The sequence below is a fragment of the Streptomyces sp. NBC_00083 genome, assembly GCF_026343295.1.
In the GTDB taxonomy this organism is placed as follows: Bacteria; Actinomycetota; Actinomycetes; order Streptomycetales; family Streptomycetaceae; genus Streptomyces.
In genome coordinates this window covers 1,068,024-1,094,117 of record NZ_JAPELY010000003.1, presented here as the reverse complement: position 1 = coordinate 1,094,117, position 26,094 = coordinate 1,068,024, and the positions used below count along the sequence as shown (strand labels likewise).

General features: G+C 71.8%; 19 protein-coding genes, 1 tRNA gene and 2 pseudogenes. 9 read left to right on the top strand and 13 right to left on the bottom strand.

The window, feature by feature from the left end; genetic code table 11:
* Positions 1-95 precede the first annotated feature (95 nt).
* From OOJ98_RS28665 to OOJ98_RS28655, 3 genes are all read right to left on the bottom strand, one after another.
* A complete protein-coding gene (locus tag OOJ98_RS28665; RefSeq protein ID WP_267058273.1) occupies positions 96-1,373 on the bottom strand; it encodes a DUF4157 domain-containing protein in 1,278 nt (425 codons plus the stop codon).
* Between the two features lie 180 nt (positions 1,374-1,553).
* Entirely contained in the window at positions 1,554-2,111 is a 558-nt protein-coding gene (locus tag OOJ98_RS28660) for an XRE family transcriptional regulator (protein WP_267057946.1), read from the bottom strand.
* 3 nt (positions 2,112-2,114) lie between these two features.
* Positions 2,115-4,397, bottom strand: a complete 2,283-nt coding sequence (locus OOJ98_RS28655) for a DNA-binding transcriptional regulator (protein ID WP_267057945.1) — start codon at positions 4,395-4,397, stop codon at positions 2,115-2,117.
* A 134-nt stretch (positions 4,398-4,531) separates the two neighbouring features.
* Between OOJ98_RS28655 and OOJ98_RS28650 the strand changes: the two are divergent.
* Positions 4,532-4,811 (top strand): annotated as a pseudogene (locus OOJ98_RS28650) (PP2C family serine/threonine-protein phosphatase); the annotation flags it as partial.
* Between the two features lie 23 nt (positions 4,812-4,834).
* On the opposite strand, the gene OOJ98_RS28645 reads toward OOJ98_RS28650, so the two are convergent.
* On the bottom strand, positions 4,835-5,818 hold the full coding sequence (locus OOJ98_RS28645; RefSeq protein WP_267057944.1) for an aldo/keto reductase: 984 nt from the start codon (positions 5,816-5,818) through the stop codon (positions 4,835-4,837).
* 185 nt (positions 5,819-6,003) lie between these two features.
* On the opposite strand from OOJ98_RS28645, the gene OOJ98_RS28640 reads away from it, so the two are divergent.
* Positions 6,004-6,624 carry a TetR family transcriptional regulator gene (locus OOJ98_RS28640; RefSeq protein WP_267057943.1) on the top strand — a complete coding sequence of 207 codons (621 nt, stop codon included), beginning with the start codon at positions 6,004-6,006 and terminating at the stop codon, positions 6,622-6,624.
* 157 nt (positions 6,625-6,781) lie between these two features.
* Positions 6,782-7,825 (top strand): LacI family DNA-binding transcriptional regulator, encoded by a 1,044-nt coding sequence (locus OOJ98_RS28635; RefSeq protein WP_267057942.1) that lies wholly within the window; start codon positions 6,782-6,784, stop codon positions 7,823-7,825.
* Here OOJ98_RS28635 and OOJ98_RS28630 read toward each other — a convergent pair.
* The 5 genes and pseudogenes from OOJ98_RS28630 to OOJ98_RS28610 all read right to left on the bottom strand — a co-directional run bounded on the left by OOJ98_RS28630 (position 7,809) and on the right by OOJ98_RS28610 (position 12,907).
* Positions 7,809-8,519 (bottom strand): sulfite exporter TauE/SafE family protein, encoded by a 711-nt coding sequence (locus tag OOJ98_RS28630; protein ID WP_267057941.1) that lies wholly within the window; start codon positions 8,517-8,519, stop codon positions 7,809-7,811. The genes OOJ98_RS28635 and OOJ98_RS28630 overlap by 17 nt on opposite strands.
* Before the next feature lie 281 nt (positions 8,520-8,800).
* Positions 8,801-10,177: pseudogene (locus tag OOJ98_RS28625) on the bottom strand (amidohydrolase family protein); the annotation flags it as partial.
* Positions 10,174-11,673: a uracil-xanthine permease family protein gene (locus OOJ98_RS28620; protein WP_267057940.1), complete on the bottom strand. Its 1,500-nt coding sequence runs from the start codon at positions 11,671-11,673 to the stop codon at positions 10,174-10,176. The pseudogene OOJ98_RS28625 and the gene OOJ98_RS28620, both read right to left, overlap by 4 nt.
* Positions 11,674-11,986: 313 nt before the next feature.
* Positions 11,987-12,060: transfer RNA gene (locus OOJ98_RS28615), tRNA-Met, on the bottom strand.
* A gap of 94 nt (positions 12,061-12,154) precedes the next feature.
* Positions 12,155-12,907 (bottom strand): helix-turn-helix domain-containing protein, encoded by a 753-nt coding sequence (locus OOJ98_RS28610; RefSeq protein ID WP_267057939.1) that lies wholly within the window; start codon positions 12,905-12,907, stop codon positions 12,155-12,157.
* Between the two features lie 425 nt (positions 12,908-13,332).
* On the opposite strand from OOJ98_RS28610, the gene OOJ98_RS28605 reads away from it, so the two are divergent.
* A complete protein-coding gene (locus tag OOJ98_RS28605) occupies positions 13,333-14,313 on the top strand; it encodes an MBL fold metallo-hydrolase (RefSeq protein WP_267057938.1) in 981 nt (326 codons plus the stop codon).
* Positions 14,314-14,762: 449 nt separating this feature from the next.
* On the opposite strand, the gene OOJ98_RS28600 is transcribed toward OOJ98_RS28605, so the two are convergent.
* From OOJ98_RS28600 to OOJ98_RS28590, 3 genes are all read right to left on the bottom strand, one after another.
* On the bottom strand, positions 14,763-15,161 hold the full coding sequence (locus tag OOJ98_RS28600) for a GNAT family N-acetyltransferase (protein ID WP_267057937.1): 399 nt from the start codon (positions 15,159-15,161) through the stop codon (positions 14,763-14,765).
* 123 nt (positions 15,162-15,284) lie between these two features.
* Entirely contained in the window at positions 15,285-15,836 is a 552-nt protein-coding gene (locus OOJ98_RS28595; RefSeq protein ID WP_267057936.1) for an AAA family ATPase, read from the bottom strand.
* A 367-nt stretch (positions 15,837-16,203) separates the two neighbouring features.
* Entirely contained in the window at positions 16,204-16,719 is a 516-nt protein-coding gene (locus OOJ98_RS28590; RefSeq protein ID WP_267057934.1) for a DUF4232 domain-containing protein, read from the bottom strand.
* A 313-nt stretch (positions 16,720-17,032) separates the two neighbouring features.
* Here OOJ98_RS28590 and OOJ98_RS28585 point away from each other — a divergent pair, with 313 nt between their 5' ends.
* Both OOJ98_RS28585 and OOJ98_RS28580 read left to right on the top strand, forming a co-directional pair.
* On the top strand, positions 17,033-18,010 hold the full coding sequence (locus OOJ98_RS28585) for a DUF4232 domain-containing protein (RefSeq protein WP_267057933.1): 978 nt from the start codon (positions 17,033-17,035) through the stop codon (positions 18,008-18,010).
* A 377-nt stretch (positions 18,011-18,387) separates the two neighbouring features.
* Positions 18,388-19,215: a PRC and DUF2382 domain-containing protein gene (locus OOJ98_RS28580; RefSeq protein ID WP_267057932.1), complete on the top strand. Its 828-nt coding sequence runs from the start codon at positions 18,388-18,390 to the stop codon at positions 19,213-19,215.
* A 125-nt stretch (positions 19,216-19,340) separates the two neighbouring features.
* Here OOJ98_RS28580 and OOJ98_RS28575 read toward each other — a convergent pair whose 3' ends face one another.
* Positions 19,341-19,601: a hypothetical protein gene (locus OOJ98_RS28575; protein WP_267058272.1), complete on the bottom strand. Its 261-nt coding sequence runs from the start codon at positions 19,599-19,601 to the stop codon at positions 19,341-19,343.
* Between the two features lie 151 nt (positions 19,602-19,752).
* Between OOJ98_RS28575 and OOJ98_RS28570 the strand changes: the two genes are divergently transcribed.
* The 3 genes from OOJ98_RS28570 (at position 19,753) to OOJ98_RS28560 (ending at position 26,067) form a co-directional block, all read left to right on the top strand.
* Positions 19,753-20,289, top strand: a complete 537-nt coding sequence (locus OOJ98_RS28570) for a hypothetical protein (RefSeq protein ID WP_267057931.1) — start codon at positions 19,753-19,755, stop codon at positions 20,287-20,289.
* 356 nt (positions 20,290-20,645) lie between these two features.
* Entirely contained in the window at positions 20,646-22,817 is a 2,172-nt protein-coding gene (locus tag OOJ98_RS28565) for a M4 family metallopeptidase (protein ID WP_267057930.1), read from the top strand.
* Positions 22,818-23,064: 247 nt separating this feature from the next.
* The gene (locus OOJ98_RS28560; RefSeq protein WP_267057929.1) at positions 23,065-26,067 is read left to right on the top strand and encodes a LuxR family transcriptional regulator; all 3,003 of its coding nucleotides are present in this window, start codon (positions 23,065-23,067) and stop codon (positions 26,065-26,067) included.
* Positions 26,068-26,094 lie beyond the last annotated feature (27 nt).

Sequence of the window (26,094 nt, the reverse complement as noted above, 5' to 3'; positions counted from 1 at the left end):
GTTCTCCCAGGAACGCTCGTCTGCTGAGGGCGGCGGGGGCATGACGGGGGCAGTGACGGGCCCACCCCCGGGGCAGGCACTCCCCGTCGCCGGCGTCAGAGCGCGCTGAAGCCGCTCTCCCCCGGCCGGCGGCAGCCGGTGATGGCCGCCAGGGGGATTCCCCCGATGAAGTCCATCTCCTGGGTGGGGCCGACGGGACCGATGACGGCCGCTGTCGCGGTCTCCAGGGACGTGCTGTTGGCGTAGACCGTCGGCTTGGTCAGGATCTTGCTCCGTGCGGGCGGCGCGGCGAATCTGTGCCAGCCGCTGACCTGGATCTGGTAGAGGTGCCGGTCGTTGCTGGCGTATCCGCCGCAGTCCTCGTCCAGCGCCGTGGAGACCAAGGTCGGCTTGGGGCTGCTGACATGGGCTCGGGCGTAGGCGATCGGATCCTCGAGGAACAGGGCGAGTTCGGTCGCGACGGACGTGCTGTTGCGGGACCTCATCCCGTTCGCCTGCCGGATGACGTCGGGAGTGCGCCCATCGGCCCGGAAGAAGACCAGGCCGGCCGATCCGGCGAGCGTGTACCCGTGCGTGGGGGCGTCGGACTGTGCCTGCTCGGGCTCCGCAGCGGCCGACGTATGCCCGGCCGAGTCGGTCCGGTCGGCGCCGGAGGTCTGCGTGGCCCCGCCGGCCCTCAGGTTCTCGGGCTTTTTCGGTACGCGCGGCGGAGCGCTCTTCCCGTTGGCGGGCGCGGTCTGTACGGCGAACGGGCCGTCGCGACCCTCGTGGGCGGCACCGGTGGCCGGGGCAGTCCGTGGCCCCGCGGCAGTTTGCACATCGAGCGGTGCCTGCATGACGCGCTGCGCGTTGACCTCCGCGGCGCGTTCGAACCTGTCGGAAGCGTCGGAGACGCGGAGTCCGTTGCCCATGTCCGTACCGGCCACAGGGCCCTGACGCTGCTGGATGACATGGGTCAATTCATGAGCGAGGGTGTGCTTGTCCCCACCGTCGGCGCCGACGACGACATGGCTGCCGGACGTGTAGGCGCGTGCGCCCACCTCGGTGGCCGACGCACGGGCGGCGCTGTCGTCGTGGACGCGCACGTCGGAGAAGTCCGCGCCGAGCCGAGCCTCCATTTCCTGGCGCACTGGCTCACCGAGGGGCTTTCCGGCGCTGCGGAGCACGTCGTGGACGGCGGAACGCTGCACCGGTGCGGGCGAGGACGCGATCTCCTGGTGGCCGCAGCCGGCGCCGTGCTCGTGCTGTTCCCGGGCCCAGGTGTGGTCGGCGCCGCGGAGCATCTGGACGACCGCGGCGTTGCCCGCAGAAGCCTGCAGGCCGAGCAGCCCGTGCTCCGCAGGCGGAGCGGATGCGGGCCGACGGGCAGGCATACGGCTGTTGCCCGCTCCGGCGTGGGAGCCGGCCTTCTCCTGATCGTGCACGGGAGCCCCTCTGCTGGCGCGAGATCGTCAACTTCCCTGAATACGCGACAGGGAGCCGCTGGCGCAAGGTACGGGCGGACAGCATGTGCTGACCGGACGGGCACATCCGATGCCGCGATTGTCCGCGGCTCAGAAATCCAGGTCGAGGTAGTCGATGTCGTTGATCTCCACGTCGGAGAGGCCCGGCGCGCGGCCCCCGCCGTCCTGGAAGTAGATGTCCTTGAACCCCTCGGCGATGATCCCGCGCATTTCCCGGTCGCCGGCGCCGGCGGCGCGTGCGTCGAAGAGGCGCTGCGCGTAGGCCGGGGGGAGGTGCACGGTGAGGCGGCGGAAGCGGCCGTCGTCGGTGGTGCCGACCGGCGCCGTGTAGCCGAAACGGGCCCGCGTCTCCACGGTGATTCCGCCGGTGGCCGCCGCTTGCCGTCGGCGGCGCTTGCGCACCAACGGCTGCCAGCGGGCTCGTACCGCCTCGTCGATCTTCGCCGCGACGTCGGCGCGGGCGTGTCTGCGCGCACCGCGGCGGTAGCGGTTGACGGAGTCGGCGGTGACGCCGATCTCCTGCGCGACCGCCTTCGCGCTGCCCAACTGCTTGATCAGGTAACCGACTTGGCCCTTCAGCGTTTTCGGCGGCTCGCGCGTGAACGCCTCCCGGTCGGCGCGTTCGATCGCGTCCTCGATCTCCCCCACGGCCTACTCCCCCTCGTCCAGGACGGCGTCGCCGCCCTTGATGTGCCGGGCCGGGTTCAGCCCCTTCTCCATGAGGTCGACCGCCCACAGCAGCGACTGAACGCCCTCCAGCTTCGCCAGGCCCGGCGAGGGGCCGAGGCGGAACCCGCCCGGTTGCGGCTTGCCCGAGGCCGCGTACGGCAAAAAGTCCAGCGGGCCGGGGCCCGGCGAGGGGTAGACGACGCAGTCGGACAGCACCGCCAGCGGGTACAGCCCCGTCATCTTCGCCATGTTCACCAGCTTGCGGTGCATGTTGACCCGCGCCTTGCTGATGACGGCGGCGCGGATGTCGGGGCGCCACGTGGGACGCAGCATCGCGGGCCACGGATCGCCCGCCTTGTAGCCCTTGCCCTGCGGGTTCTCGAAGAGCTTGCCGATGCCGCCCTTGATGGTGCCCTTGATCGCGGCGAGCACGGCCGTCAGTGCCGGGTCGATGTCCTTGTGGCGCTCCATCGCCGCGAGGAACTCCACGTCCGAGAGTTCCTTGGTGACGCCGAGGTCGGCGAGGGTGTCGACGTAGGCGGACCTGAGCCGGTCGTGCCAGGGGTCCAGGTACGCGCCGGTCTCGCGGCGCAGATACGCCTCCAACGGCTCGACGTTGAAGCCGAGTTCCTGGGCGTACGCCACGGTGTGCGTCTGGTACCAGGCCGGCCCCGTGGGGCGCTCGCCGCTCGGCGTGAACGGCGACGGCAGGCGCGGGTCGATCTCCACATGGCTGAGGTCGACCAGCCAGGACCCGGGGATCTTGGGGTTGAACCTGGGCCCGGCGAAGTACACCGGCTCGGAGAGGCCGACCGTGAGCCGCGCGGCTGCCGCGAGGAACGCGGTGTTGAGGTCGAGGCCGACCACGAACGGCAGGTGGCACTCCTCATCGGTGAGCAGGTCCACCGACCGCACCCATTGGTACGCCTCCTCGTGCAGGAAGCCGCCCCGCCAGCCGGAGTTGAAGACGGCGGGGTGTTCGGGCTGCCCCTCCGGCGGTGCCGGGTCCATCGGCTCCGTCCCGAGACTGCCGGGGTTGGGCCCGCTGACCCAGTTGCCCGTCTCCTGGTCGCGCACCGGGCGCGTGGGCGGGCGCAACGCGGTCATCAGCTCGAGGCCGTTGACCGCGGTGCCGCCGCGGGGGGTGATGACGCGCTGGGCGTAGATGCCGAGGACTTGGGCGACATCAGCGGGGTCCATCTCCGCAACACCGGGCCAGGAGCGGTCGTCGAGGGCGCCCCAGGGCAGGACGGCGAGCTGTACGCAGTGCCGTTGCGCGCCCTGGGCCTTGCGGTAGACCCGCGCCCACGGCCCGAATCCGCGCTGGGTGAGCTGCCACTTCGCCTTGCTGATCTGCTTGATGACGGGGTGGTCCGCGCCCAGACGCAGACCGCGGCGGTCCTCCAGAACCTCCGGCAGTCCGAGCTTCACGGCGGCCGGGGCGGTGAGCACGACGAGCGGGTCGCCGTCCTTGCCGTGCCGGTGCAGCTTGGGCGCGCCGAGGCCGGCTTCGCGCAGCGTCCACTCCACCAACTCCACGACAGTGGTGGCCGGACAGTCCAGCACGATCCCGTCGACGCCGTAGGCGCAGCCGTCGCCGTCGAGGACGGCCAGGGGCCCGTGCGGAAAGCGCGGGTCGACGGCCGGCTTCGTGGCCGCCCTGCTCACCACGGAGGTACGCCGCGACGGGACGGTACGGGCGACAGCCGGCACCGGGGACACGACGGCGCGGGATGCGGAGGACTCGCCGGATGCGCCTGGCGCCGCCGGCTTCGGCACCGCGGACGGACCACTGACGGCCTCCGGCGCCGGTCGGGGCACGCCGGCCGGGGCGGTGCCGGGCGCGCCGGGGGTGCGGGAGGCGCCGGGGGCGCCGAACGGGGCGGCTGCGCCCGAGACGTCGGGGGCGCTCAAGCCACCCGGGGGGCTCAAGGTGCCGGGCTCGGCCGAGACACCTGGTACGACCGCGACAGTCGGCGCAACCGAGCCGCCTCGCACCGCCGAAGTGGGGCCGGGCGCCGGGTACTTCTCCGCCCACCCCTTCAACAGCCGCTGGTACGCGGCGAGTCGGGCGCCCCGGGGCTCGGAGCGGCCGTTCTCGTAGTTCTTCACCGACTGCTCGGTCACGCCCAGGGCCTTCGCCATGCGCCCCTGCGTGATCCCGGCCGCTTCACGCAAACGGGCCCGCTCCACCGGGAGCGGAAGCTCAGGCTCCGCCTCCAGCAACGCGTCGATGTTCGCGAACAGCTCTTCCTCGGACGCCATGTGTCTCTACCTCCGCCTGCGACACTAGCAGGCCCTTACCCCATTATTTAGCCCATCTATTAACCCGCTCGGGTTGTGTCACCGCACCCGAGGGCGGCGCGCCTGGCCTCACCGCGCCTTCAGCGCCCGCCCGCCCGGCCGGCAGTCTTCTGCCTCTGCTCCACGACGCGATCGAGTAGGCCAAGCGGGCGGATGCACGGCGTCGTCTCCGGCGACAGCGCTTCCCGCGATGACAGCCCCTCCCCGGCGAGGCGGCCAAGACGCCCACCGCCATGCTGTGGACCGGCTCGCAGCTGGCTCTCGTCCACATCGGCGATCCCCGCGTCTATCTGCTGCGCGACGGGGAGCCCGTGTCAGATCACGCACGACCACACCCTCGTGCAGTCGATGGTCGACGAAGGACGCCTCGCCCCGGCGAAACGGCCGCGGCGGCGGTGTCAGCCGTTGAGCGTGGACATGAGCTCGGGGGCATAGCGGTCGCCCGCTGCGATGCCCTGTGGGGCGACGGCCTCGATCGCCGCTAGGTCCTCGGCGGTGACGGTGATCTCCGTGGCCGCGACGTTCTCCTCGAGGTAGCGGCGGCGCTTCGTGCCCGGGATCGGCACGGCTCCCTGGTGCATGACCCACGCCAGGGCGAGCTGCGAGGCGGTGACTCCCTTGGCCTCCGCGAGCCGTCCGACCTCGCGGACGACATCGAGGTTGCGCGCGAAATTGCGGCCCTGGAAGCGGGGGTCGGTGCGTCGGAAGTCGTCCGCGGCGAAGTCCTCGGGGCTGGTGATCGCGCCCGAGAGGAAGCCTCGGCCCAGCGGGGAGTACGCGACCAGGCCGATACCCAGGTCGTTCAGTGTGTCGACGACGCCGTCACGTTCGACGCCCCGCTCGAAGAGCGAGTACTCCGTCTGTACGGCCGAGACGGGATGGACGGCGTGGGCGCGACGGATGGTGGCGGGCGCCGCCTCACTCAGTCCGATGGCCTTGACCTTGCCCTCCGCGACCAGCTCCCCCATGGCTCCGACCGTCTCCTCGATCGGGACCTGCGGGTCGACACGGTGCAGGTAGTAGAGGTCGACGTGGTCCGTGCGCAGGTGGCGCAGCGAACGCTCCAGCGAGTGGCGGATGTATGCGGGGCGGCCGTTGTGGCCACGCGGCTCACCGTCGTCGGTGATCTCGATGCCGGTCTTGGTGGCGAGGACGACCCGGTCCCTGCGGCCCGCCAGGGCCTTGCCGAGCAGCTGCTCGTTGCGGAAGGGACCGTAGCTCTCGGCCGTGTCCAGCATCGTGACGCCCAGCTCCAGGGCCCGGTCGAGCGTGGCGAGGGACTCGGCCTCGTCCGTGGCGCCGTAGAAGGCGCTCATGCCCATGCATCCCAGACCCTGGCCGCTGACGGTCAGGCCCTGGGTGCCCAGTGCGCGGTATTTCATGGTGTGCTCCTGCATCGGTGAGGTCGTGGTGGCCAGGAGGCCAAGGCCAGAGCCGGAGCCGATTACCGGAACCTGATCCTGAACCCAAACTTGAAACCGCGACCCTGTAACTAACTGGTTAGTTCCACCATGCGACAGACTCCCGGGCTTGTCAATAACCGGTTAGTTACCTGTACGCTCCTCCCATGGCAGGAGACTCGAACGCGACCAAGGCCCGGCTGATGGACGCCGCCTTCAGTGAGTTCGCGGAGCACGGCCTCGCCGGCGCTCGCGTGGACCGCATCGCGGCCTCGGCCGGGGCCAACAAGCGGCTCATCTATGTGTACTTCGGCAACAAGGAGCAGCTGTTCGACCTGGTCATCGAGCGCTGCATGGCCGAGGGCACCGAAGCGGTCCCGTTCGACGTCGACAACCTGCCGGCGTACGCGGGCGCTCTGTTCGACCACCTCGTGGCCCGCCCCGACCTGGTGCGTCTAGTCACCTGGAAGCAGCTGGAGCGGCCGGGCCCCGTCCATCCCGAGGCGGTCGCCTCCTGGGAGGGCAAGCTCGACGCCCTGGGCGCGGCGCAGGAGCGAGGGCACGTCGATTCCGCCCTGGACCCCGCCGACATCCTGAACCTGACGCTCGCGCTGGCCCAGGCCTGGTTCACGGCCGCGGGCGGCTTGGCGGATACGGCGCAGTCACCGGCGCCATCGGCACACTCGGCCTCGTCATCGGCGGGCGGCCCCGAGTCGCCGGCCCGGTCCCGTCAGCGGGCCGCGGTCGTCGAGACCGTACGCCGGATGACGGCGCCCCGGGCTCGGTAGGCCGAGCACCCCGCACCCGTATCGGTGGCGGACGGCGGTCGCCGCTCTTCCGCTCGGGGTCCGCCGTCCGCCCATCCCCGCGTCCCCCGGCGTCGTGCGCGTCGGCGAAGATGGGCCCTGCCCCGTTGGCCGCCCGAACAGAGGAGTGCTTGCGCAGATGCCCGCTTCCGGTTCCCCCTCCGGTACCAAACCTCCGACGATCGCCGATGTGGCGCGCGTCGCGGGGGTGTCGCGCACGACCGTCTCGCACGCGCTCAACGGCCTGGGCAAGGTGGACCCCCGTACCCGGGAGCGGATCAAGCAGGTCGCCCTGGAGCTGGGGTACCGGCCCAACTTGCGGGCGCAGCGGCTGCGTACGGGCCAGGCGAAGGCCATCGCGCTGGTGTCGTCCATGCCGTTCGCGGTGGCCGGCGGCCCGTCGAGGCTCGGGTTCTACATGGAGGTGGCCGCCGCCGCGGCCGAGAGCGCGCTCGTCCACGACTACGCGCTGGTGCTCGTGCCGCCCGTGCAGTCCGACTCCGCGCTCTACTCCCTCGACATCGACGGCGCCATCGTGGTCGAGCCCGACGTCGATGATGCCGCGGTCGCCCAACTCCGGGGCCGGGGGCTGCCGTACGTGGCGCTCGGCCGGCCGGTCGCGGCGGACGACGAGGCGCCGTTCGTGGACCTGTGGGGCGACGAGGTGGTGACCGTGCTGCTCACGCATCTGCGCGAGCAGGGGGCCAAGCACCCGGCGCTCATTGTCGGTTCGGGCTCGCGGCACTCGTCGGTCGATGCCCGTGCCGCGTACGAACGCATCGCCGCCGAGTACCAGTGGGCGCCCCTCGTCGAGGCGTGGCCCGAGACGGGTGGCGAGGAGGAGGCGTACGAACGCTGTACGGCGCTGCTCGCCGCGCATCCCGAGATCGACGCGGTGTGCGCGCTGGTCGACGCGTTCGCGGTCGGGGCGGTCCGTGCCCTCCAGGACAGCGGGCGCTCCATCCCGGACGACGTCATGGTCGCCACCCGGTACGACGGGCTGCGCGCCCGCACCTGCCAGCCGCCCCTCACCGCCGTCGACCTGCATCTGGACCGGGCGGCGTCCGACGCGGTGGAACTGTTGCTCGCCGGGTTGCGCGGCGCCGCGGCCGCACCCGCCCCGGCCGCGGCGCCCGCGCCCACCCTGATTGCGCGTGCTTCCTCGCTCAGGCCCCGGCGATGAGGACGGTGCCGGAGACCAGCGCGAAGACGAGCACGAACAGGCGCATCCTGCGGGCGTCGATCCGCTGATGCACCACCCGGCTCAGCCATGCGCCGACGGCGATCGCCGGGAGCAGCGCCGCCGCCCAGCCCAGATCGGCGACGCGACCCTGTCCGGTGGCGAACAGCAGCGCCAGTGACGCCACTTCACCCACGAGGAAGCAGGCGGCGACGGTGGAGCGCAGCTCCGCGGGCGGCCGGTGCTGATAGACCAGCGCGAGCGGGGGCCCGCCGACCCCGGTCGCCGTCTCCGTGAGCCCGGTGACCAGGCCCGCGCCGAGGTACGCGACCCGGCCGGGTGCGAAGGCGGGTGCGGCCAGGCTGACCAGCGCCGCGAGGACGGTGGCGCCGCCGACGAAGAGTCCGATGCTGCGGTCCGGGATGAGCCACAGCAGCGCGAGCCCGCCCGGTGTCGCGGCCAGCCGGGCCGCGGCGATCCACCGGGCCCCGCGCAGATCGAGCGAGCCGCGCTCGCGCCAGGCGACGTACAGGTTGAGCGGAATCATCGACGCGAGGACGAAGACGGGCAGGAGCGAGGGATCGATGATGCCGGCCACCGGGGCGACCACCAGCGCGAAGCCCAGCCCGCTGCCGCCCTGGACGAATGCGGCGATCCCCACGGTGATGGCGAGGATCACCAGGGTTTGAGTGGTCACTGTGCTGTGCTCCGGTTCCGTGCAGGGGGGTGGTTCTGTGCGGTGGTGCTTTGTGTGGGGGTGCTACGTGTGGGGGCGCTTTGTGTGGTCGGAGCCTGTGTGGTCGGGACCTGTGTGGTCGGGGCCTGTGTGGCTTCGACCGGGGTGGCTGTGCTCTGTGCGGGCACCCCGTACGTCCTGTGTGTCGGCTCCACCTGTGTGGGCTCTGGCCGTGTGGGTTCACGCTGTGTGGCCGCGCCACGTGTGGCGGTTCCCCGTGTGGCGATTCCCCGTGTGGCCGTTCTCCGTGCCGCCGTGGATGTGGGGTGCGCGCGGGTGATGGGTGCTCGTGCCACGGCGGTCCGGGCCAGGGCCGCCGCCCGGCGCACCAGTTCGGGGCCGTCCCAGTCGGTGGGCCACCCGTGCCACAGTCGTAGCCGGCCGGCCACGAACACGGCGTTGATCTGGTCGCGGTTGCCGCGGCGTACCAATTCCCACGGCAGGTCCCAGGACAGGGCGAGTTCGGGGGTGGACACGTCCACGAGGAGGAAGTCGGCCGCCATTCCGGGGGCGATGGTGCCGGTGTGCCCGCCGAGGCCGACCGCGTCGGCTCCCCCGGCGGTGGCGTGCTCGAGCCAGGTCCAGCCGGCCCCGCAGGAGGAGTCACCGGTGGTCAGCCCGTACGCGAGACGTTGGGCGGACTCGGCGGCGTCGGCGAGCCGGAACCCGTCACCACGGGTGCCGTCCGTGCCGATCCCGAAGCGGACTCCGCGCTCGGCGAGCACGGTCGCGGGTGCTACCGCGTTCCCCTTCCACGCGCTGGCAACCGGGTTGTAACTGATGGCGGTTCCGGTGTCCGCGAGGAGCGACACCTCGCGCGGCGCGAGCAGGGTGGTGTGGGCGGCCAGCAGGTGGGGGCCGAGCGCGTCGACGCTGTCGAGGTGCTCCAGAGGCCGAAGTCCGTGCCGCAGCAAGGAACGTTCGATCGCGGCGAGGTGCTCATTGACATGCATCTGGACCACCGCCTTGGCCTCGGCGGCGAGGCGGCCCGTCGCGTGCAGGGTGGCATTGGTGGCGGCCTCGGGAATGGAGATCGCGAGGGAGGGGTGGATGAGCGGGTCGTGGGTGTAGGCGGCCAGGTGCTTCTCGGCTCGCTCAAGGACGCCGGCGGAGTCCGTGTCCGGCCCGGCGTCGTCGCAGATCAGCCCGAGGACGCAGCGGATCCCGGCGTCCCGCGCCGCGCAGGCGACGATGTCGGTGTCCACATCGGCGCGCGTCCCGGCGTCCGTGACGGTCGTGAAGCCTCCGCGCAGGGACTCCAGCGCGGCGAGCTTGGCCGCCACATAGGCCGCCTCCTCGTCCAGTGCGCCTTCGAGCGGCACCCATACGCGGCGGAAGATCTCCGACGGCTCCCCGAAGGCGAGGGCCGCACCGAAGCTCTGGGTGAGGTGGTGGTGGCTGTCGACGAAGCCCGGCATGAGCAGGTGGCCCGGCAGACGCAGCGCCTGGAGGTGCGGATACGCGCGCTCCACCTCCTCGGTCGGCCCCACCGCCTCGAACGAGCCGCCGGAGACGACCACCGCGTACAGCTCCATGACTCCTTCCGGCAGCAGGACGGCGTCGGGGATGAGGAGCAGGGGGCCGCGCATACGCAGCCGCTCCTGGGTGAGCTGGTTCATCGGTTGCCTTCGGTGCGTAGTGCGGAGCGTACGGAGAAGCGGGCGGCGAGGGCCGGGACGGCGTGGTGGAACAGGATGTTGAGGGCGGCGGCGACGAACGCCCCGACCGCGACGCCGCTTTCGAGAAGGATGCGGGCGGTCGAGGGGAACCCCTGGTAGACGTTGGGCACGAGGATGGGCAGCAGGCCGAGCGCGAGGGCGACTGCGCAGATGAACGTGTTGGTGTGCCGGTCGAGGTCGCAGCGGGCGAGCATCTGCACGCCGAGCACCGTGATCACCGCGAAGACGACCATCGCGGTGCCCCCGACGACCGGGGCGGGCACGACGCTGATGGCGCGGGTCACGGGTGCGAGGAACCCGATGACGATGAGGACGACACCGGCGGCCGCCGTGACGTACCGGCTGCGGACGCCGGTGACGCGGACGATGCCGATGTTCTCGCCGCTCGTCACCATCAGCGGCATCCCGAACAGCCCGCCGAGCGCCGAGACGAGGGCGTCGCCGCGGATCGTCCTGGGCACGGCCACGCGTTGGTCGATCTCCTTGCCGACCGCCTCCGCGTTGATGACGGTCTGGCCGGTGGCCTCCGCCATGGAGGCCAGGCTGTAGAGCATGAGCGGCAGGGCTGCCAGGACGTCGAACGTGGGCGTACCGAACGGCATGAGGCGCGGCATGTCGATCCACCCGCCCTCGCCGAGGTGGCCGAGGCTCACATCGCCGAGGAGCAGCGCGAGCACCGTACCGGCGATGAGGCCGAGCATGACGGAGAGTTGGCGCAGTACGCCCCGGAAGAGCAGGTGGCTCACGACCGTGAACCCGATGGTCGCCATGGCGAGCCCGATGTTGCCGGGGTCGGCGAAGCCGTGCTCGCCGGGCCGCCCCGTGACGAGGACAGCTCCCACCTTCACCAGGTTGACGCCGACGATCACGATCATCGTGCCGATGACGAGGGGCGGGAAGTACTTCAACAGCCGTGCGAAGAGCGGGAGTACGGCGAAGGTGAAGACGGCGGTGAGGATGACCGCGCCCGCTGCGACACGCAGGCCGTGCTCGTCGGCGATGGCCAGGAAGAGGATCAGTGGTGCGCCGCCCGGCAGCATCACGAAGGGCAGCCTCGGCCCGAACTTCCAGATCCCGAGAGATTGGATCAGCGATCCGATGCCGGACAGCACGAAGGCGGCGGAGAGCAGATCGACGGTCAGCCCCGCGTTCAGGCGCAGGGTGGCGCTCATCAGAAAGATGGCGGAGATGGGGGTGGCCGCCATGACCAGCACGTGTTGCAGACCGAAGAGCAGGATCCGCCCCAGCGGGCGGGACTCGTCGACGGGGTGGGGCGAGGCGGAGGTGGGCGAGTCGGGACCGGGAGAGCCGGATCCGGGACAGCCGTCGCCGGGAGAGCCGTCGCCCGTTTCGGTGGCGGACGCGGGCAGAGGTATTCGGACTACGTCTCTGACTGGTTCGGGGGCGGCGGACGGGGAGCGGCGGGGACGTGACACGTGCGAGCTCCGTTCGGTTCGCGAGCGCGGAATTCAGCCGTGGACCGGCCCGGACGGGAGCCACACACGATCGGCCAAATCGATTTGGCCGCCAGTATGGGGAGGCCGACGAACCGGCGTCAAGGGTGGGGGCAAGGCGAAATGGAACGCACGGTTCGACATCGCGTCGCGAGGCCTTTGCGGGGACCGAGGCGGGAAATGCGCCGGGGGGGCAGGGGCGGGGCGGTGTCGGGTCCGCTCGGCGCACAGCAGTGGCGGACATACGTGAAGGCCCGGATCCGCGGGGGATCCGGGCCTTCACGTACATGCGCAGTAGCGGGGACAGGATTTGAACCTGCGACCTCTGGGTTATGAGCCCAGCGAGCTACCGAGCTGCTCCACCCCGCGTCGGTAGACACCACCGTACGCCATGGAGAGGGGCACCGTTGACCACCGCCGGCGGGACACCGTCCACGGCGGCACAACGGCGGGCGCGCTTCGCTCAGGGGCGCGTACCCCGGCGCGTCAGGTGCCCGCTCATCGCGGCGGCGCAATCCAGGACACTGTGGATGTAGCGGTTGCGCGTGGCGGTCCCGCGCATCTGGTTCCGCGATGCGAGCAGGGCCACGGCTCCGGCGACCGCCGGGCCCTTCCATACGGCCACCGCGATCGCATCACGATTCTCGAGGGGCGAGGGCCCCACCGCGAAGCCGTCCTCGCGGATGCGGCCCAAGGCGCCGCCGGTGCGGGGGCCGTCGCCGAGAGCGGCCATGATCGCGAGCCCGGAGGCATCGGCTTCCAACGGCGCACGCCACAGCCGTTGGACCGACTCCCTTGACGCGGCGGCGAGTTCACTGCCGTGAGCGCCCAGGACATGCTCCGCGCAGATCCGTACAGGTGGCCCCACCAGGAGCGGAACGTAGATCATGGCGATCTGGCCGGTACGCGCCTGAAGGGCAACCAGTTCGGCGCGGATGGCGGGCGAGGTCTGCCCCATGGGTGGCGCGGGTCTGGCGGTGGCGGCCGGTCCGAACTCGTGCCCGGCGCTGAGGGCGTAGCGCCCCCGGCATCCCCGGGTTTCGACCTCTCCCGCGTCCACCAATGCTCGCAGGTACCGGTGTGTGGTGGCGCGGGGAAGTCCCGCGAGGGTGGCGATGTCGGCCAGTGGATGTGTGCCCGGTCCCAGCACGCGTACCGCTCTCAGTACGGCGATGGTGCGGGCGACGGCACTGCCGTTCCCCTCCGGTGGCGACATGACAGCGGCAGGCTGCGCCATCGAGAACTCCCCCTCATGGTCGAGGCCCTTCGCGTCTCCCACAACACGACGGAGCCCAGGGTGATTCTCGCCAAGGGGACTTGGTCTATGCCAGGCCCATCATTTTCCGGAAGGTGAACTTCAGGTATGTCGCGTTCCTGTATGTCGCGTACCTATGTGCCGCGTACCTATGTGCCGCGTTCCCATGTGTCCTGTTCCTGTATGTCGATCGGGGACATGGTCGCACCTGAACTGAAGTGTCTGTACATGGAGAACTCGCCCCGTCGACGCACGCGACTCCGCCGCCCCTTCCGCCCTGCCTCCGAGCTACCGCCTGGATGAACTCGCGTCCCAGTACGCCCTGTTGACCCCATCAACCCCGGCGCTTGTCGCTGCGGTCACCGCCCCGGCTAGATTACGTGACCATGACCTCCACACCGCGACTCATTCCCATAGCCCCCGGAGTACACGTCTGGGCTCCCGACGGAGCGGACCGGTGGGGCCTTGCCAACTGCGGGCTGATCAGCTCCGGCCGCGAGGCCGCGCTCCTCGACACCCCGTACGCCCTGGACCTGACCGACGCCTTCCTCGCCGCGGCACGCGAGGTCGCCCCGGACGCCCACATCGGCACGGTGTTCACCACTCACGGCAACGGCGACCACAGTTGGGGCAACCAGCGGGTCACCGGCGCGCGGATCATCTCCACGCATCGCACCCTTGAGCACCAGTGTCTCGAACCGACGCCGGAGCAGCTCCGCGCCCTCGTCGAGGAGACCGACCCCGATCAGCCGCTGGGATGGTACTTCCGGCGCCACTTCGGGGCGTTCGACTTCAGCGGGATCACCGTGACGCCCCCGACCGACACCTTCGAAGGGCGCCTCGACGTCCAGGTCGGGGAGATACTCGTCGAGCTGCACCAGACCGCGCCGGCGCACACGGTGGGCGACTTGATCGCGCACCTGCCCCAGCAGCGCGTCGTCTTCGCCGGCGACATCGTGTTCGCCGGGGACCACCCCTGTCACTGGGCGGGCCCCCTCGCCAACGTCGTCACGGCGTGCCACGAGATCCTGGCCCTCGACCCCGAGCACATCGTGCCCGGCCACGGCCCCATCCTCGACCAGGACGGCCTGCGTTCGTACATCCACTACCTCACCGACCTCGCCGAGCAGGCCCGCGACCTCCATGCACGGGGTTTCACGCCGGCCACGGCGGCGCAGCACCTCATCGGCGAGAAGCGCTATCCGGGGCTGGGGCTCGAAGAGCGTCTCGCCATCACGCTGGGGAGGGAGTTCCGTCACCTGGACAACGACCCCTCGGACCCCGAGATCCTCTCGCTGGCCATCGAGGCCGCCACCATCGCCTGGCACAACAACACGGCCCGCGAGACGGCCGGTTCGCCGAGCTGAGCTCCTCCCCCACACTCCAGCCAGCCCCTATGTGTCGCGCGCCCATAGGGGGCTGCTGAGACCCACGCCCATCCCGGCCGACGGAACACTCCACCCGTCACCATCTCGGTGAGTGGAACACCGACGGCCCCCGCCGGGCTGCCGCTTGCCTCCCTCGGCGCCATGGCGCTGAACTGGCCTCACGGTGCTCAACCAGACAAACGGGGGAAGAGCACCCGCGCACCGGAGCGGTCTCCCACGACACACGCTCCGGTGCACGATCGGGTTCGGCACGACAGGGGACATGGCCGACCCGATCGAGGATGCCGCCGTCGGCCCCTGTCGGCGGCATCCTCCACGTCCCGGAAGTACGCGGTGCCGCAGGCGAGCAGCAGCCGTCGGGTCCCCGACGGTTACGCAACACCACACAGTGGCGGCTCTTACGTCTGCCCGCCCCATGTGGTGCGCCCCTACACGCAGCGCGTGTACCGGAGTTCGGTCAGCACCACCTCGTCGTACGTGTCGCTCTGCTCGGCGCCGTCGGCCACGTACCCGGCTCGCTCGTAGAACCTGCGGGCCCGCTCGTTCCCGCCGAGCACCCACAGGGCTACGGAGTCGAACCCCTGCGCTTTCGCGGAGATGTGGGCCGCGTCCAGGAGGGCACGGCCGACGCCCTGTCCGATCAGGTCCGGTCGTACGTAGAGGGCGTACACCTCGCCCACGCGTGCCCCGGGTATAGCGCCTCGGTAGGGCCCGACACTCACCCAGCCCACCGCACCGGCGCCGTTATCGGCCACCAGGTCGGTCCCCCGCCTGCGGGGGTCCGACATCCAGGCGCGGCGCCGGCGCGCGTCATCCTCGACAGTCATGCCATCCAGATACGGCTGCGGGACAAGCCCCGCATACGCCGCCTGCCAGCCACGCACCCTCACCCCGGACACGGCCTCGACATCGTCCTCGGTCATCGCCCGCACATCCACCATCGCCCGACCCTATAGGCGGGGTCCACAGGGGGACGGCGGGGGAGGGCGGTCCAGGCCGGTCTCGCGCATGATCAGGCTCACGGTCGCGTCCAGGGAACTGGAGGCGGGGACCACCGTTTCGGTGCCTCCGGGCAGGAGGTCCAGCGCCTGGTACCACTCCCGCAGCTCCTGTTCGCTCACCTCGTGCGCGATGGGCTTGGTGGCGTGCCGGGTCAGGGTTTCCTCGAAGGGCACGTCAAGGTAGAAGCAGTGGGCGCGAGCTGTGTAGTCGGCGAGCAGGCCCTTGAGCATGTCGCCGTAGTGCTGAGTGCAGAGGATGCCTTCGAGCACAGTGTGGAACCCGTGCTCAAGTGCGTGGCGCACGGTCAGGTCGATCAGGCCGATGTTGGCGCCGCCCGCGACATCGCGCTCGCGCAGGACGACCTTCCGCAGGTTGTCCTGCCCGACCAGGGCCAGGCCCTGGCCGTACCGCGCGCGCAGCTCGGCGGCGACGCTGCTCTTGCCACTCGCACTGTTGCCGCGCACCACGACGAGCCGGGCGGGGCCGATTGAGGTCAGCACAGCCTTCAGCCTACTCAACAGGCCTGCCGTACAAGGGCGTTACGGACCAGGGGTGTCAGACGTAGTCAGGTTTCGTACACCGCCAGAGGTGCCGTACGCGGCCAGGGGTGCCGTACGCGGCCAGGTGGGCGGCCGCGCCTCGTGGGCCGCGTCGTAACCGCTCGCGTTGTCAGGCCACATAGCGGCCCACCACATACGCAGCCGTCCCGCCCGTGGCGGGCGCCATCCCTGCGGCGCATCCCCGCCGTCCGCCCGTGGCGGGCGCCCCCTATATGCCGCTATATGCCGTGCCAACCACGCCTGGGGGCGCCGCCATAGGCAGCGCCCCCAGGCACTTGAGCCGGCAGCAACGCGGCATGTACCCCGGTCAGGCGCCGGCCTGGACCGGGCCGATGACCGTGCCCGCGCTGACGGTGAGCTGGCCGTGCGCCGTCGACTTCCCCGGGATCACGCCGCCCGGCGCCCTGAGCGTGAAGGCCGCCTCGTCGGCCCGTGCGCCGCGCTTGCCGTTGGGCACCTGGATGTCGAAGTGGACCGGGTGTCCCGGGCCGAAGGTCACCGCCTTGTTCTGCGCGCCGTACCGCCCGGCGGTGACCTTGTCCGCCGCGCCGTGGTGGTAGAACCGCACATCGGTCGGCGACCCGGCCAGCCTGCACGACTCGTATCCGCGAGCCGCGGTCAGGGTGACACGGTAGTGCCGGTGCCCCGAGGAGGCGGGGGCGGCGGAGATCTTCGCCATGTGGTTCGCCGGGCGGCATGCGGAGGGCGCGTGGGCGCCGAGCGCCCCGACGGCAGAGGGTGACGCCTGCGCCACTCCCCCACCCACGACACCGGCCAGCACGACGGCGGTGGCAGTGGCGGCGATCTTCCGGACGATACGCATCACGCGTACTCCCATCCTGTTCGGCGGCCCCATGAGGGGCCCGCGGAATCCTTGGTCACCCTCCTACCTCCCCGCCGACGCCGTGACCCAATGTCATAAATCCGTCACAACCGGGCAAACGAGAATCGCGGTGCCTCATGGGGGCGGATCACCCCGCCCCGGCGGCACCGTCTTGGCGTGATCGAATTGCGGTGCGTGGAGACCGAGTTGATCTCGGCATCACCTTCAGGAAGAGCGGCCGTCGGACGCTTCCGCGGGCGGAGGTATGGCCTCCACCACACGCTCACGGCACACCTCATGATGAGGTGGCCCCATGCACATACGCCCTTCCCTCGTGCCCGCTCTCGCGGCGACCGCCCTCCTGCTCACGGCGTGCGGAACGGAGCACGCCGGCGCCGGAGGCACGGGCGCCTCCGCCCCGTCGCCCCGTACGGGGATCGACGATCCCGGCAAGGACGGCGTACGCATCACCAAGCTGACCCTGCCGCAGGAATCCCCCACCCCGGACTCCGGCCGTTCCGCCTCCGTCGACGGCCCGCCGTACAGGAACGACCTCGTCGAGGATCCCACCGGGGACTCGGGGATCGCCGCCGCCTTCGAGGTCACCAACACGGCGTCCCAGAGCCTGACTTACACCGTCATCGTCTCGTTCCTGAGCAGCGACGGGGGCGCCATGGCCAGCGGGACCGCGACCGTGCGCGATGTCGGCCCGGGGAAGACGATGAGCGGCTCGGTGCGGGCCGGGCATCTGCCGCCGTCGACACCGCGGGTGACGCGCGCCAAGGTCCTGAAGGTGACGAAGGTGCCCGCGGGCGAGGCACCGGCCGCGTCCGGCGCCTGCCCCGCTTCGGGCATCCGGGTCGGCGCCGACGACGGCGACGCGGCCATGGGGCTGCGCATCGTGGGGCTGCATCTGGACAACTGCGGCACGCGCGACTACACGGTCGAGGGCTATCCGCTCCTTGAGCTGCTGGACACCGATCTGAAGACGGTCCACGGCATCCGGATCCTTGCGGGCAGTGGCGAGATCACCACCGGCGCCGGGCCGGACGAGAAGCCGCGGCGCGTCACGCTCAAGCCCGGCGAGTCGGCGCACTCCTCGCTGGTGTGGCGCAACACCACCGAAGCCGGCCCGGCGGTGAACGTGCCATATGTACGGGTCCGGGCGAAGGCCGGCGCCGAGCCGGTCACGGTGACCCCGAACCTGGACCTCGGAACCACCGGGAAACTCGGCGTGCGACCGTGGGAGAAGGCGGACCCGGCGCACTCGGCCGGCACGCGGCGCCCCTGACCCGCGGGCCGGGCGGTCAGCGGCCGGCATCGGCGGGCTGCGTCAGTGGCTGCGGCGGCGTCCGTGGCGGGGGCGGGCGGTGTGGCCGAAGCCGAAGGTGAGGATGACGGCCATGATGAGTGGCGGCAGCGAAAGCATTGCGAGCGTCATGCAGGTCGCGTGCCCGGGATGCGGGGGATGAAGCTCTGCTCACCCGGTCGGCGTAATGCGCGCATCGCCCCTGGAGGGGCCCAGCCACGGCGTGGAGCGGGTGTCGGCGGGTTTCAGCCGCGCGGTTGCGGTAGCTGGGACGGGCCGGTTGTGGCGGGGTTGGAGGCAGGGACACGGCTTCGCATCCGGATGCCGCCCGCTCCCCCCGACAGTCAGGAGTGATCCGCATGAGCACTGGTGACATGTTCAACCGCCCCGAGGGGCTCAAGGGTCTCGTGGCCTACGACCCCGACGGAGAGAAGATCGGCGGTGTCGAACAGGTCTACCTCGCCGACGACTCGGGCCGCCCGGAATGGGTGACGGTCAAGACGGGTCTGTTCGGCACCAAGGAGTCCTTCGTACCGCTGGCGGGCGCCCGCCAGGACGGCGAGGCCCTCCACGTCGCGTACGCCAAGAGCATGGTGAAGGACGCCCCGCGCATGGACGCCGAGGAGCACCTCGACGTGGACGCGGAGCGCGAGCTCTACCGTCACTACGGCGTCGACGGTCACGGCACGCGCACGCCGGGCCCCGGCGGGGCGGCCGGCAGCGTCGACGTGCCCGGGAACGCGACCGGCACCGACGTGCACGGTCGGTACGCCAAGGACGACGAGGCCATCGTCCGCTCCGAGGAGCGGCTGCGGGTCGGCACCGAGAACGAGCAGGTGGGCCGGGCGCGACTGCGCAAGGTCGTCGTGACCGAGGACGTGTCGACGACCGTTCCGGTCAGCCACGAAGAGGTCCGGGTCGTGCGGGAGCCGATCCGTGAGGGCGACCGGGCGCGTGCCGACATCGGCGAGGCCGAGACCGAGGTCACCCTGCACGCCGAGCGCCCCGTGGTGCGCAAGGAGGCCGTTCCGGTGGAGCGGGTGCGCCTGGAGACGGAGAAGGTCACCGAGCAGCGCGAGGTGACCGACACCGTCCGCAAGGAGCAGATCCAGTACGACGACGCGACCAAGGACGAGCGCCGTCGCGGTGAGGGCCGGGGCGACCGGGGCGACAAGGGTCGCCGCTGACCCGGCCGCGGTTGACCGACCGTCGCCGCCTGCCGTCCCTGGTGATCCGGGACGGCAGGCGGCGACGCGTGTTCACCGGGCGCGCGGCCCGGCGTGGCAGCACGTTCGGCCGCTCACCCGGCCGCTCACCCGGTCGGTTCGTCCGGTACGGGGTGGCCGGGCCGCTTGCTGCCCGAGTGCGGGGCGCCACGGCGGCCGGTGCCCGCCTCGTCGGTGTCGGGGATCTCGGGATCGGGGTGCTCCTGGCTCCGGTCCTTCCCGCCATGGTCGGCGGCGTCCAGGGGGTCGCCCTCGGCACCGGCCTGCTGGTCCGGCAGATCGCGCGGTATGGGCTCGGGCACGGGCGCTCCGGCGTCTCCCGGCCCCTCGGGCCTGCGGTCGCTCACGGTGGGGTGCTCACTTTCGGTCGGCATCGCGTGCCGCTTCGCGTACCCCGGGGGCAGTCTCTTCACCCCGTTCGTCGGACCCCGGCCATACCGATCCTCTACGGTACGAACACGCCGCTGCTCGGCGCGGTCCGTACGGAGGAGGATTCCTGTGCTGTCTCGCTACGGCCCCCAGAACGCTCCCGCGGGCGACGTGGGCACGGCGCTGATGATGGTCGACTCCCGGCTCAAGGGAATTCACAGCGGCACGGCCGGCGGCGATGCCCAACAGCGGGCGCTGACACAGCAGTTCAACGCCTCGCTCGGCCCGGAGGCCGTCGATGACGTGCTGGACGGCACCTGCACCCTGATCTACATGTTCATGACCTGGCTGCGCCAGGCTCACGAGGAGCACGACAAGGACGTCATCGAGTACGTCGTGCCCAACCTCGTGGCGTCGATGCGGATGATGCCCAAGAGCATCCGGCCCGAGGCCATTCCCACCATGGCCGCCCTGGTGATCGCCGCGAGCACCGGCCTGAGCCCCAACCTGTGGCGCATGCAGTACGGGGACTGGACGGACGCGGAGATGACCCCGCTGGAGGCCACCGCCTTCCTCCTGGCGGAGCACATCAACCGCATCACCGACGACCAGGACTTCGCCACCCGCCTCATCGCCGAAGCGCTGCCGTCCTCGGACGACTTCTAGGCCTCCGAGCCGCCGAATCTCCGCGTCCCGGCGCCGTGTTCCGGCGTCCCTGGGACGAACTGCCCTGCCGTAGCGCCGAGTTGTCGGCGCGTCTCCACACGGCAGGGCTTTTCTCGCGCGCCCGGCTCTTCTCTCGCCCGGCACTTCTCGCCCCCCGCGCCGGATAGGGAAACCCCTCGCCCTTCGCGGAGTGCCTGGCCGGCGCCTCCACGGGTGCGGACACTCGTGCGTCGGTGCCGCTTCCCTCACGAGCCGCGCCGTCCGCACCCCCCGCACGTGTCCGCCGCCTTCCTCACGCGCTCTGCCCACCAGCGGCGGCCTCCCCCGTGCACGACGCGAAAGGAACCCCCACTCCTATGGAGATACGAAGAGCCGGGAGACTCTTGACGGCCGCGCTGGCCTGCGTGTCCGCGTCCGCCATCGCCCTGCCCGCCGCCACTGCGGCACCGGTCCCGCAGCCGCATCCCACGCCCGCCGGGCCCGGAGCCTTCGCCGCGGCGCCCTACACCGCCGAGCCCGCTCCGGCCGTCCGCAGCCGTGTCGTGGACGCCGCGCAGAAGGCGCTCGCGGCGCACGCCGGGGCCGCCCACAAGGCCGACGGGGACGCGTTCACGGTCCGCAACCTGGTCGTCGACCGCGACGGTTCCGCCGCCGTCCGCTTCGACCGCACGTACAAGGGGCTTCCCGCTTACGGTGGCGACGTCATCGTGCAGCTGAAGAAGGACGGCGCGTACCAGTCGCTCGCCACGGCTTCACAGAGCTCGGGGGCGGTCTCCACCCAGCCCCGACTGGCCTCGGCCGACGCGGCGAAGGTGTCCCGCTCCGCGTTCAGGGGCAGCGTCGGTTCCGTCTCCGCCCCGCACCTCGCGGTGCAGCTGGCCGGCAGCGACGCCACCCTGGTGTGGGAGACCGTCATCAGCGGTGTGCGCCAGGACCGGACCCCGAGCCGCCTTCATGTCCTGGTGGACGCCCGTACCGGCAAGGTCGTACGGACCAGTGACGAGGTGAGCACGTTCGCGGCCGAGGGGGCCGCGAACGCCGGCACCTCGAAGGTCGGTGCGGCGGCGAAGGCCGCCGCACCGACGGTCGCCGGCACCGGACAGTCGATCTACAGCGGCCGCGTCTCGCTCGACGTCACCCAGAGCGGCAGCGGCTACTCCATGCAGGACCCCTCGCACGGCAACGGGTACACCACCAACCTGAACCACGCGACCAGCGGCACCGGTTCGGTCTTCACCAGCACCAGCGGCACCTTCGGCAACGGCTCCACCAGCGACCCCGCGTCCGCAGGCGCCGACGCGCACTACGGCGCGGCGGAGACGTTCGACTACTACAAGAACGTCCAGGGCCGCAACGGCATCTTCGGTGACGGCCGGGGCGTCCCGTCGCGCACGCACTACGGCAGCGCGTACGTCAACGCCTTCTGGGACGGCACGCAGATGACGTACGGCGACGGGCAGGGCAACGCGCGCCCGCTGGTCGAACTCGACGTCGCGGGCCACGAGATGAGCCACGGCGTGAGCGGCGCCCTCACCGGCTGGGACGAGACCGGCGAGACCGGCGGCATGAACGAAGGCACCAGCGACATCTTCGGAACGATGGTCGAGTTCTACGCCAACAACCCCGTCGACAAGCCCGACTACACCATGGGCGAACTCATCAACATCAACGGCGACAACAAGCCGCTGCGCTACATGTACAACCCGTCCCTCGACGGCTCGTCGCCCAACTGCTGGAACAGCAGCAACGGCGGCCTCGACCCGCACTACTCGATGGGCCCGCTGAACCACTGGTTCTTCCTCGCCGCCGTCGGCAGCGGCGACCACGGGTACGGCAACAGCCCGACCTGCAACAGCTCCACGGTCACCGGCATCGGCAACGACAAGGCCGCCAAGATCTGGTACAAGGCGCTGGCCTCCTACGCCAACAGCAGCGAGAACTACCACCAGGCGCGCACCGACTCGCTGAAGGCCGCCGCCGACCTGTACGGCACGCACTGCGCCGAGTACAACACCATCGACGCGGCCTGGGCCGCCGTCAGCGTCACCGGCGCCGACCCCGTTCCCGGCAGCTGCAACAGCCAGCCGGGCGCACCCTCGGTGACCAGCCCCGGCAGTCAGAGCGGCACGGTGGGCACCGCGGCCTCCCTGCAGATCCAGGCGAGCGACCCCGGAGGCGAGACGCTCACCTACAGTGCGACCGGCCTGCCCGCCGGTCTGTCGATCAGCTCTTCCACCGGCCTCATCTCGGGCACGCCGACCACGGCCGGCACCTACTCCGTGACCGTCACGGCGAAGAACACCGACAACGCCACCGGCACGGCCTCCTTCACCTGGACCATCAGCGGCGGCGGCACCCCGCCGCAGGGCTGCGGCAACCTCCCGGCCTGGAGCGCGAGCACCAGCTACCAGCCGGGTGACCAGGTCGCGTACAACGGCCACAAGTGGTCGTCCCAGTGGTACTCGACCGGCGCCGAGCCGGGCGCGCCCGGTTCCTGGGCCGTCTGGAAGGACGCGGGCGCCTGCTGACCGGGCCACCCCGCGCCACTGGCTGAACAACCGCAACTCGATTGACAGGGCGGGCCGTTGGTCTTCGGACCGGCGGCCCGGTCCGTCATGCCCGCGGCCGGTCGCCGGACGCCGTGCGGGCCGCCGCCAGATCTTCGATTGGTCTTGACCTTTCGTCTCGCGCGGTCCTACATTCGGCGCGGCACCACGAATGGCGGGTTCACGCCCGATGTCACCGGCGTGAACGAGGCTGTGTCCGGGAGGGCTTGTGACGACCGAGCCGACCACCCTGCCGACGAGCCCCCGGCCCCGCGCCGTCGAGCGCACCGCGGTCACCGAGACCGCACGCACCCATCTGTCGCGCGGCGGCGGTGTCCTGCTCACGGGCCCCGCCGGTAGCGGCCGGACCACGCTGGCGGCGCACCTCGTCGCCGAGTTGAGGGGCCGGGGCCACCGGATCCTGCGCTGCTCGCCCTCCCCCGCCGAAGAGGGCACCCCGTTCCTCGGGCTCATCGACCTCCTGACCGACCTCGGCGACCACGCCTTCGCCGTGCTGGCCCCGCACGAGCGGGCGGTCCTGGAGCAAGCCCTGCTCCGCAGCGCGCAGCCCGTGCCGAGCGGCGGGGGCACCGAGCGGGGTCCGGGCGGCGGGCGCGACGCGCTGGTCCTGCGGATCGCCGTCCGCAAGGTTCTCACCGGACTGTGCGGTGCCGGTCCGGTCCTGCTGGTCGTCGACGACGCCCAGTGGCTCGACCGCCCCACGGCGGACATCCTCAAGTACCTTGCGCCGAGGGCCGATTCGGGCATGGCGGTACTGGTCACCGTACGCTCCGAGGAAGGGCCCGGCCCGGTCCTGGCGGGCCGGGGCGACTCCGACCGCGCACCGGGTTCCGGCGACGCACCGGGCTTTGGTGGCGCGTCCGGCTCCCGTCGTGGCGCGGACGGCACCGGCGCCGCGAGCGGCCCCGGCGGTGCGCTGGACGACGCGCTGGAGCTGTGCCCGCACCCGGTCCGCCGGATCCTGGTCCCGCCCATGACCGCCCACGAGACCGGCGAGCTCCTGGCTCGGCACGACCACCCCTCCTGGCCCGGACGGCTGGTCGCCCGCCTGCACGAGGCGAGCGGCGGCAATCCCCGCACGGCCCTGGAGCTCAGTGCCGCCCTCGACGAGCGCGTCCGGAGCGACGGCGCCGACCTGCCCGACCCCGCCGAGCCGCTCCCCGTACCGCACTGTCTGCGCCGGCCGATCCTCGACCGGATCGGCGCTCTGCCCGCCCGTGCCCGCCGCACGCTCGTCGTCGCGGCCGTCGCCGTGCGCCCCACGGTGCGGTTGCTGCGGCGCGCGGGCTGCCACCACGCCCCGTCCGACCTCGAGATCTGCGCACGGCACGGGCTGGTCGGCGGCCCTTCCTCCTCGGACCACGCGACGATCAGGTTCCTGGATCCGCTGACGCCGCTGGTGCTGCGGGCGGAGACCCCGTACGAGAGTGTGGTGGAGGCCCACCGGGCGCTCGCCGACGCCTCCGACGACCCCGTCGAGCGCGCCCACCACATCGCCCGGCTCACCGCCGGACCCGACCCGGTCGTCGCGGGCCGGCTCGCCGCCGCGGCCACGGCGGCGCGGCGCCGGGGCGCCCCGAGGACGGCCGCACGCCTGGGCCAGCTGGCCGCCGAGTACACGCCCGCCGGGCAGAGCGCCATCGACATCGAGCGCAGGCTCACCGCCGCGGAGGACGCCATCGAGGCCGGCGACCTCGGTTTCGCCCGGCACCTCGGGCACGAGGTCCTGGGCGACGCCCGCCGGCCCGCCGACCGCGTCCGCGCCTGGAACGTGGTGATCGACTCCTGCGGGCAGGCGATGGCCGAGATAGCGGACGTCTTCCCGGAGGCGGTACGCGACGCCGGGGGCGACCCCGAGCTGCTGGCCCAGTTGCACTACCGGATGAGCTGGCGCGCGTGGATGGTAGGCGGCTCCGCGGCACGCGCCCACGACCACGCCGTGCGGGCCGCCGGGCTCGCCGCGCGCACCGGGGACCGGCGCACCGAAGTCATGGCACTGACCCAGCAGGCGGCCCTCGAACTCTTCCTCGGGCTGCCGCAGGCCGAGGCGACCCTCGCCGCCGCGCTCACCGCACCGCACGACGTGCACGCCATGACCCATCACAACGGGCCGCTCTACCTCAAACACCGCTTCCACCTGGTCCGCGACGAGCTGGACGAGGCCAGAACCGAGCTGCGCACCCTCGTGTACCGGCTGCGGCAGCGGGGCTCGGCCGACAGCCTGAGCCAGTGCCTCATCGGTCTCGCGCAGGTCGAGATCGAACGTGGACGATGTCGGCCCGCCCTCACCATCGCCCGGCAGAGCCTGCGGATCACCGAGGAGGCCGGGCTGAGCCAGGGGCCCGCCTGGTACGCGGTCGCGCTCGCCGAGACGGCCGGCGGCAGCCTGGGCCAGGCGCTCTCGGCGGCCGAGGCGGCGGAACGGCACAGCGAGGACGACAACGACCGGCTCTTCCTGCCGCGCGCCCTGCATGCCGCGGGACGGATCAGGTTGTTCGCCGGCCAGCACGAGAGGGCCGCCGAACTCCTCTCGCGTACGGGCGCGTTGGAGACGGCGCAGGGTCAGCAGGACCCGGCGACACGGCGGTGGCACGCCGACCTCGCGGAGGCGTTGGCGGCCACCGGCGCGCCGGACGAGGCGGCAGCCGTTCTCGGCGCGGGACGCCGCCAGGCCGAGCGGCTCGGCCGCCCGGGGGTCCTCGCCACTTTGGACAGGGCGGGCGCGGCGATCAATGTGGCGCGCGGTGAACCCGCCCGCGCGGCGGCCGCGTTGGAGCACACGGCGATGCGCCAGCGGGCCATCGGCTACCCATTGGAGGAGGCCCGTACCAGGGCGGCGCTGGGCCGGGTGCGGCGCCTTCTCGGCGACGAGGCCGCCGCCCGCGCAGCCTTCGCCTCGGCCCTGCGCATCTTCACGATGGCCGATGCCCGGCCCTGGGTCGCCATGACGCGGGCCGAACGCGACCGCGCGGCCGACGGCCCCACCCGTGGGCCCGAGCCCGAGGGCGGCTCGTGGTCGGACCGCCTCACGTCGACGGAGCGCAGCGTCGTCGCCCGTGTCGCGCAGGGCGCCACCAACCGCGAGATCGCGGCCGGCCTCGTCGTCAGTGTGAAGACGGTGGAGGCGGCCCTCACCCGCGCCTACCGGAAGCTGGGCGCCAAGTCGCGCGTGGACATCACCCGCATGGTGATGGCTTCACCAACGGCGTGACACGGGCGGGTGTTTGGCCGCGCGACC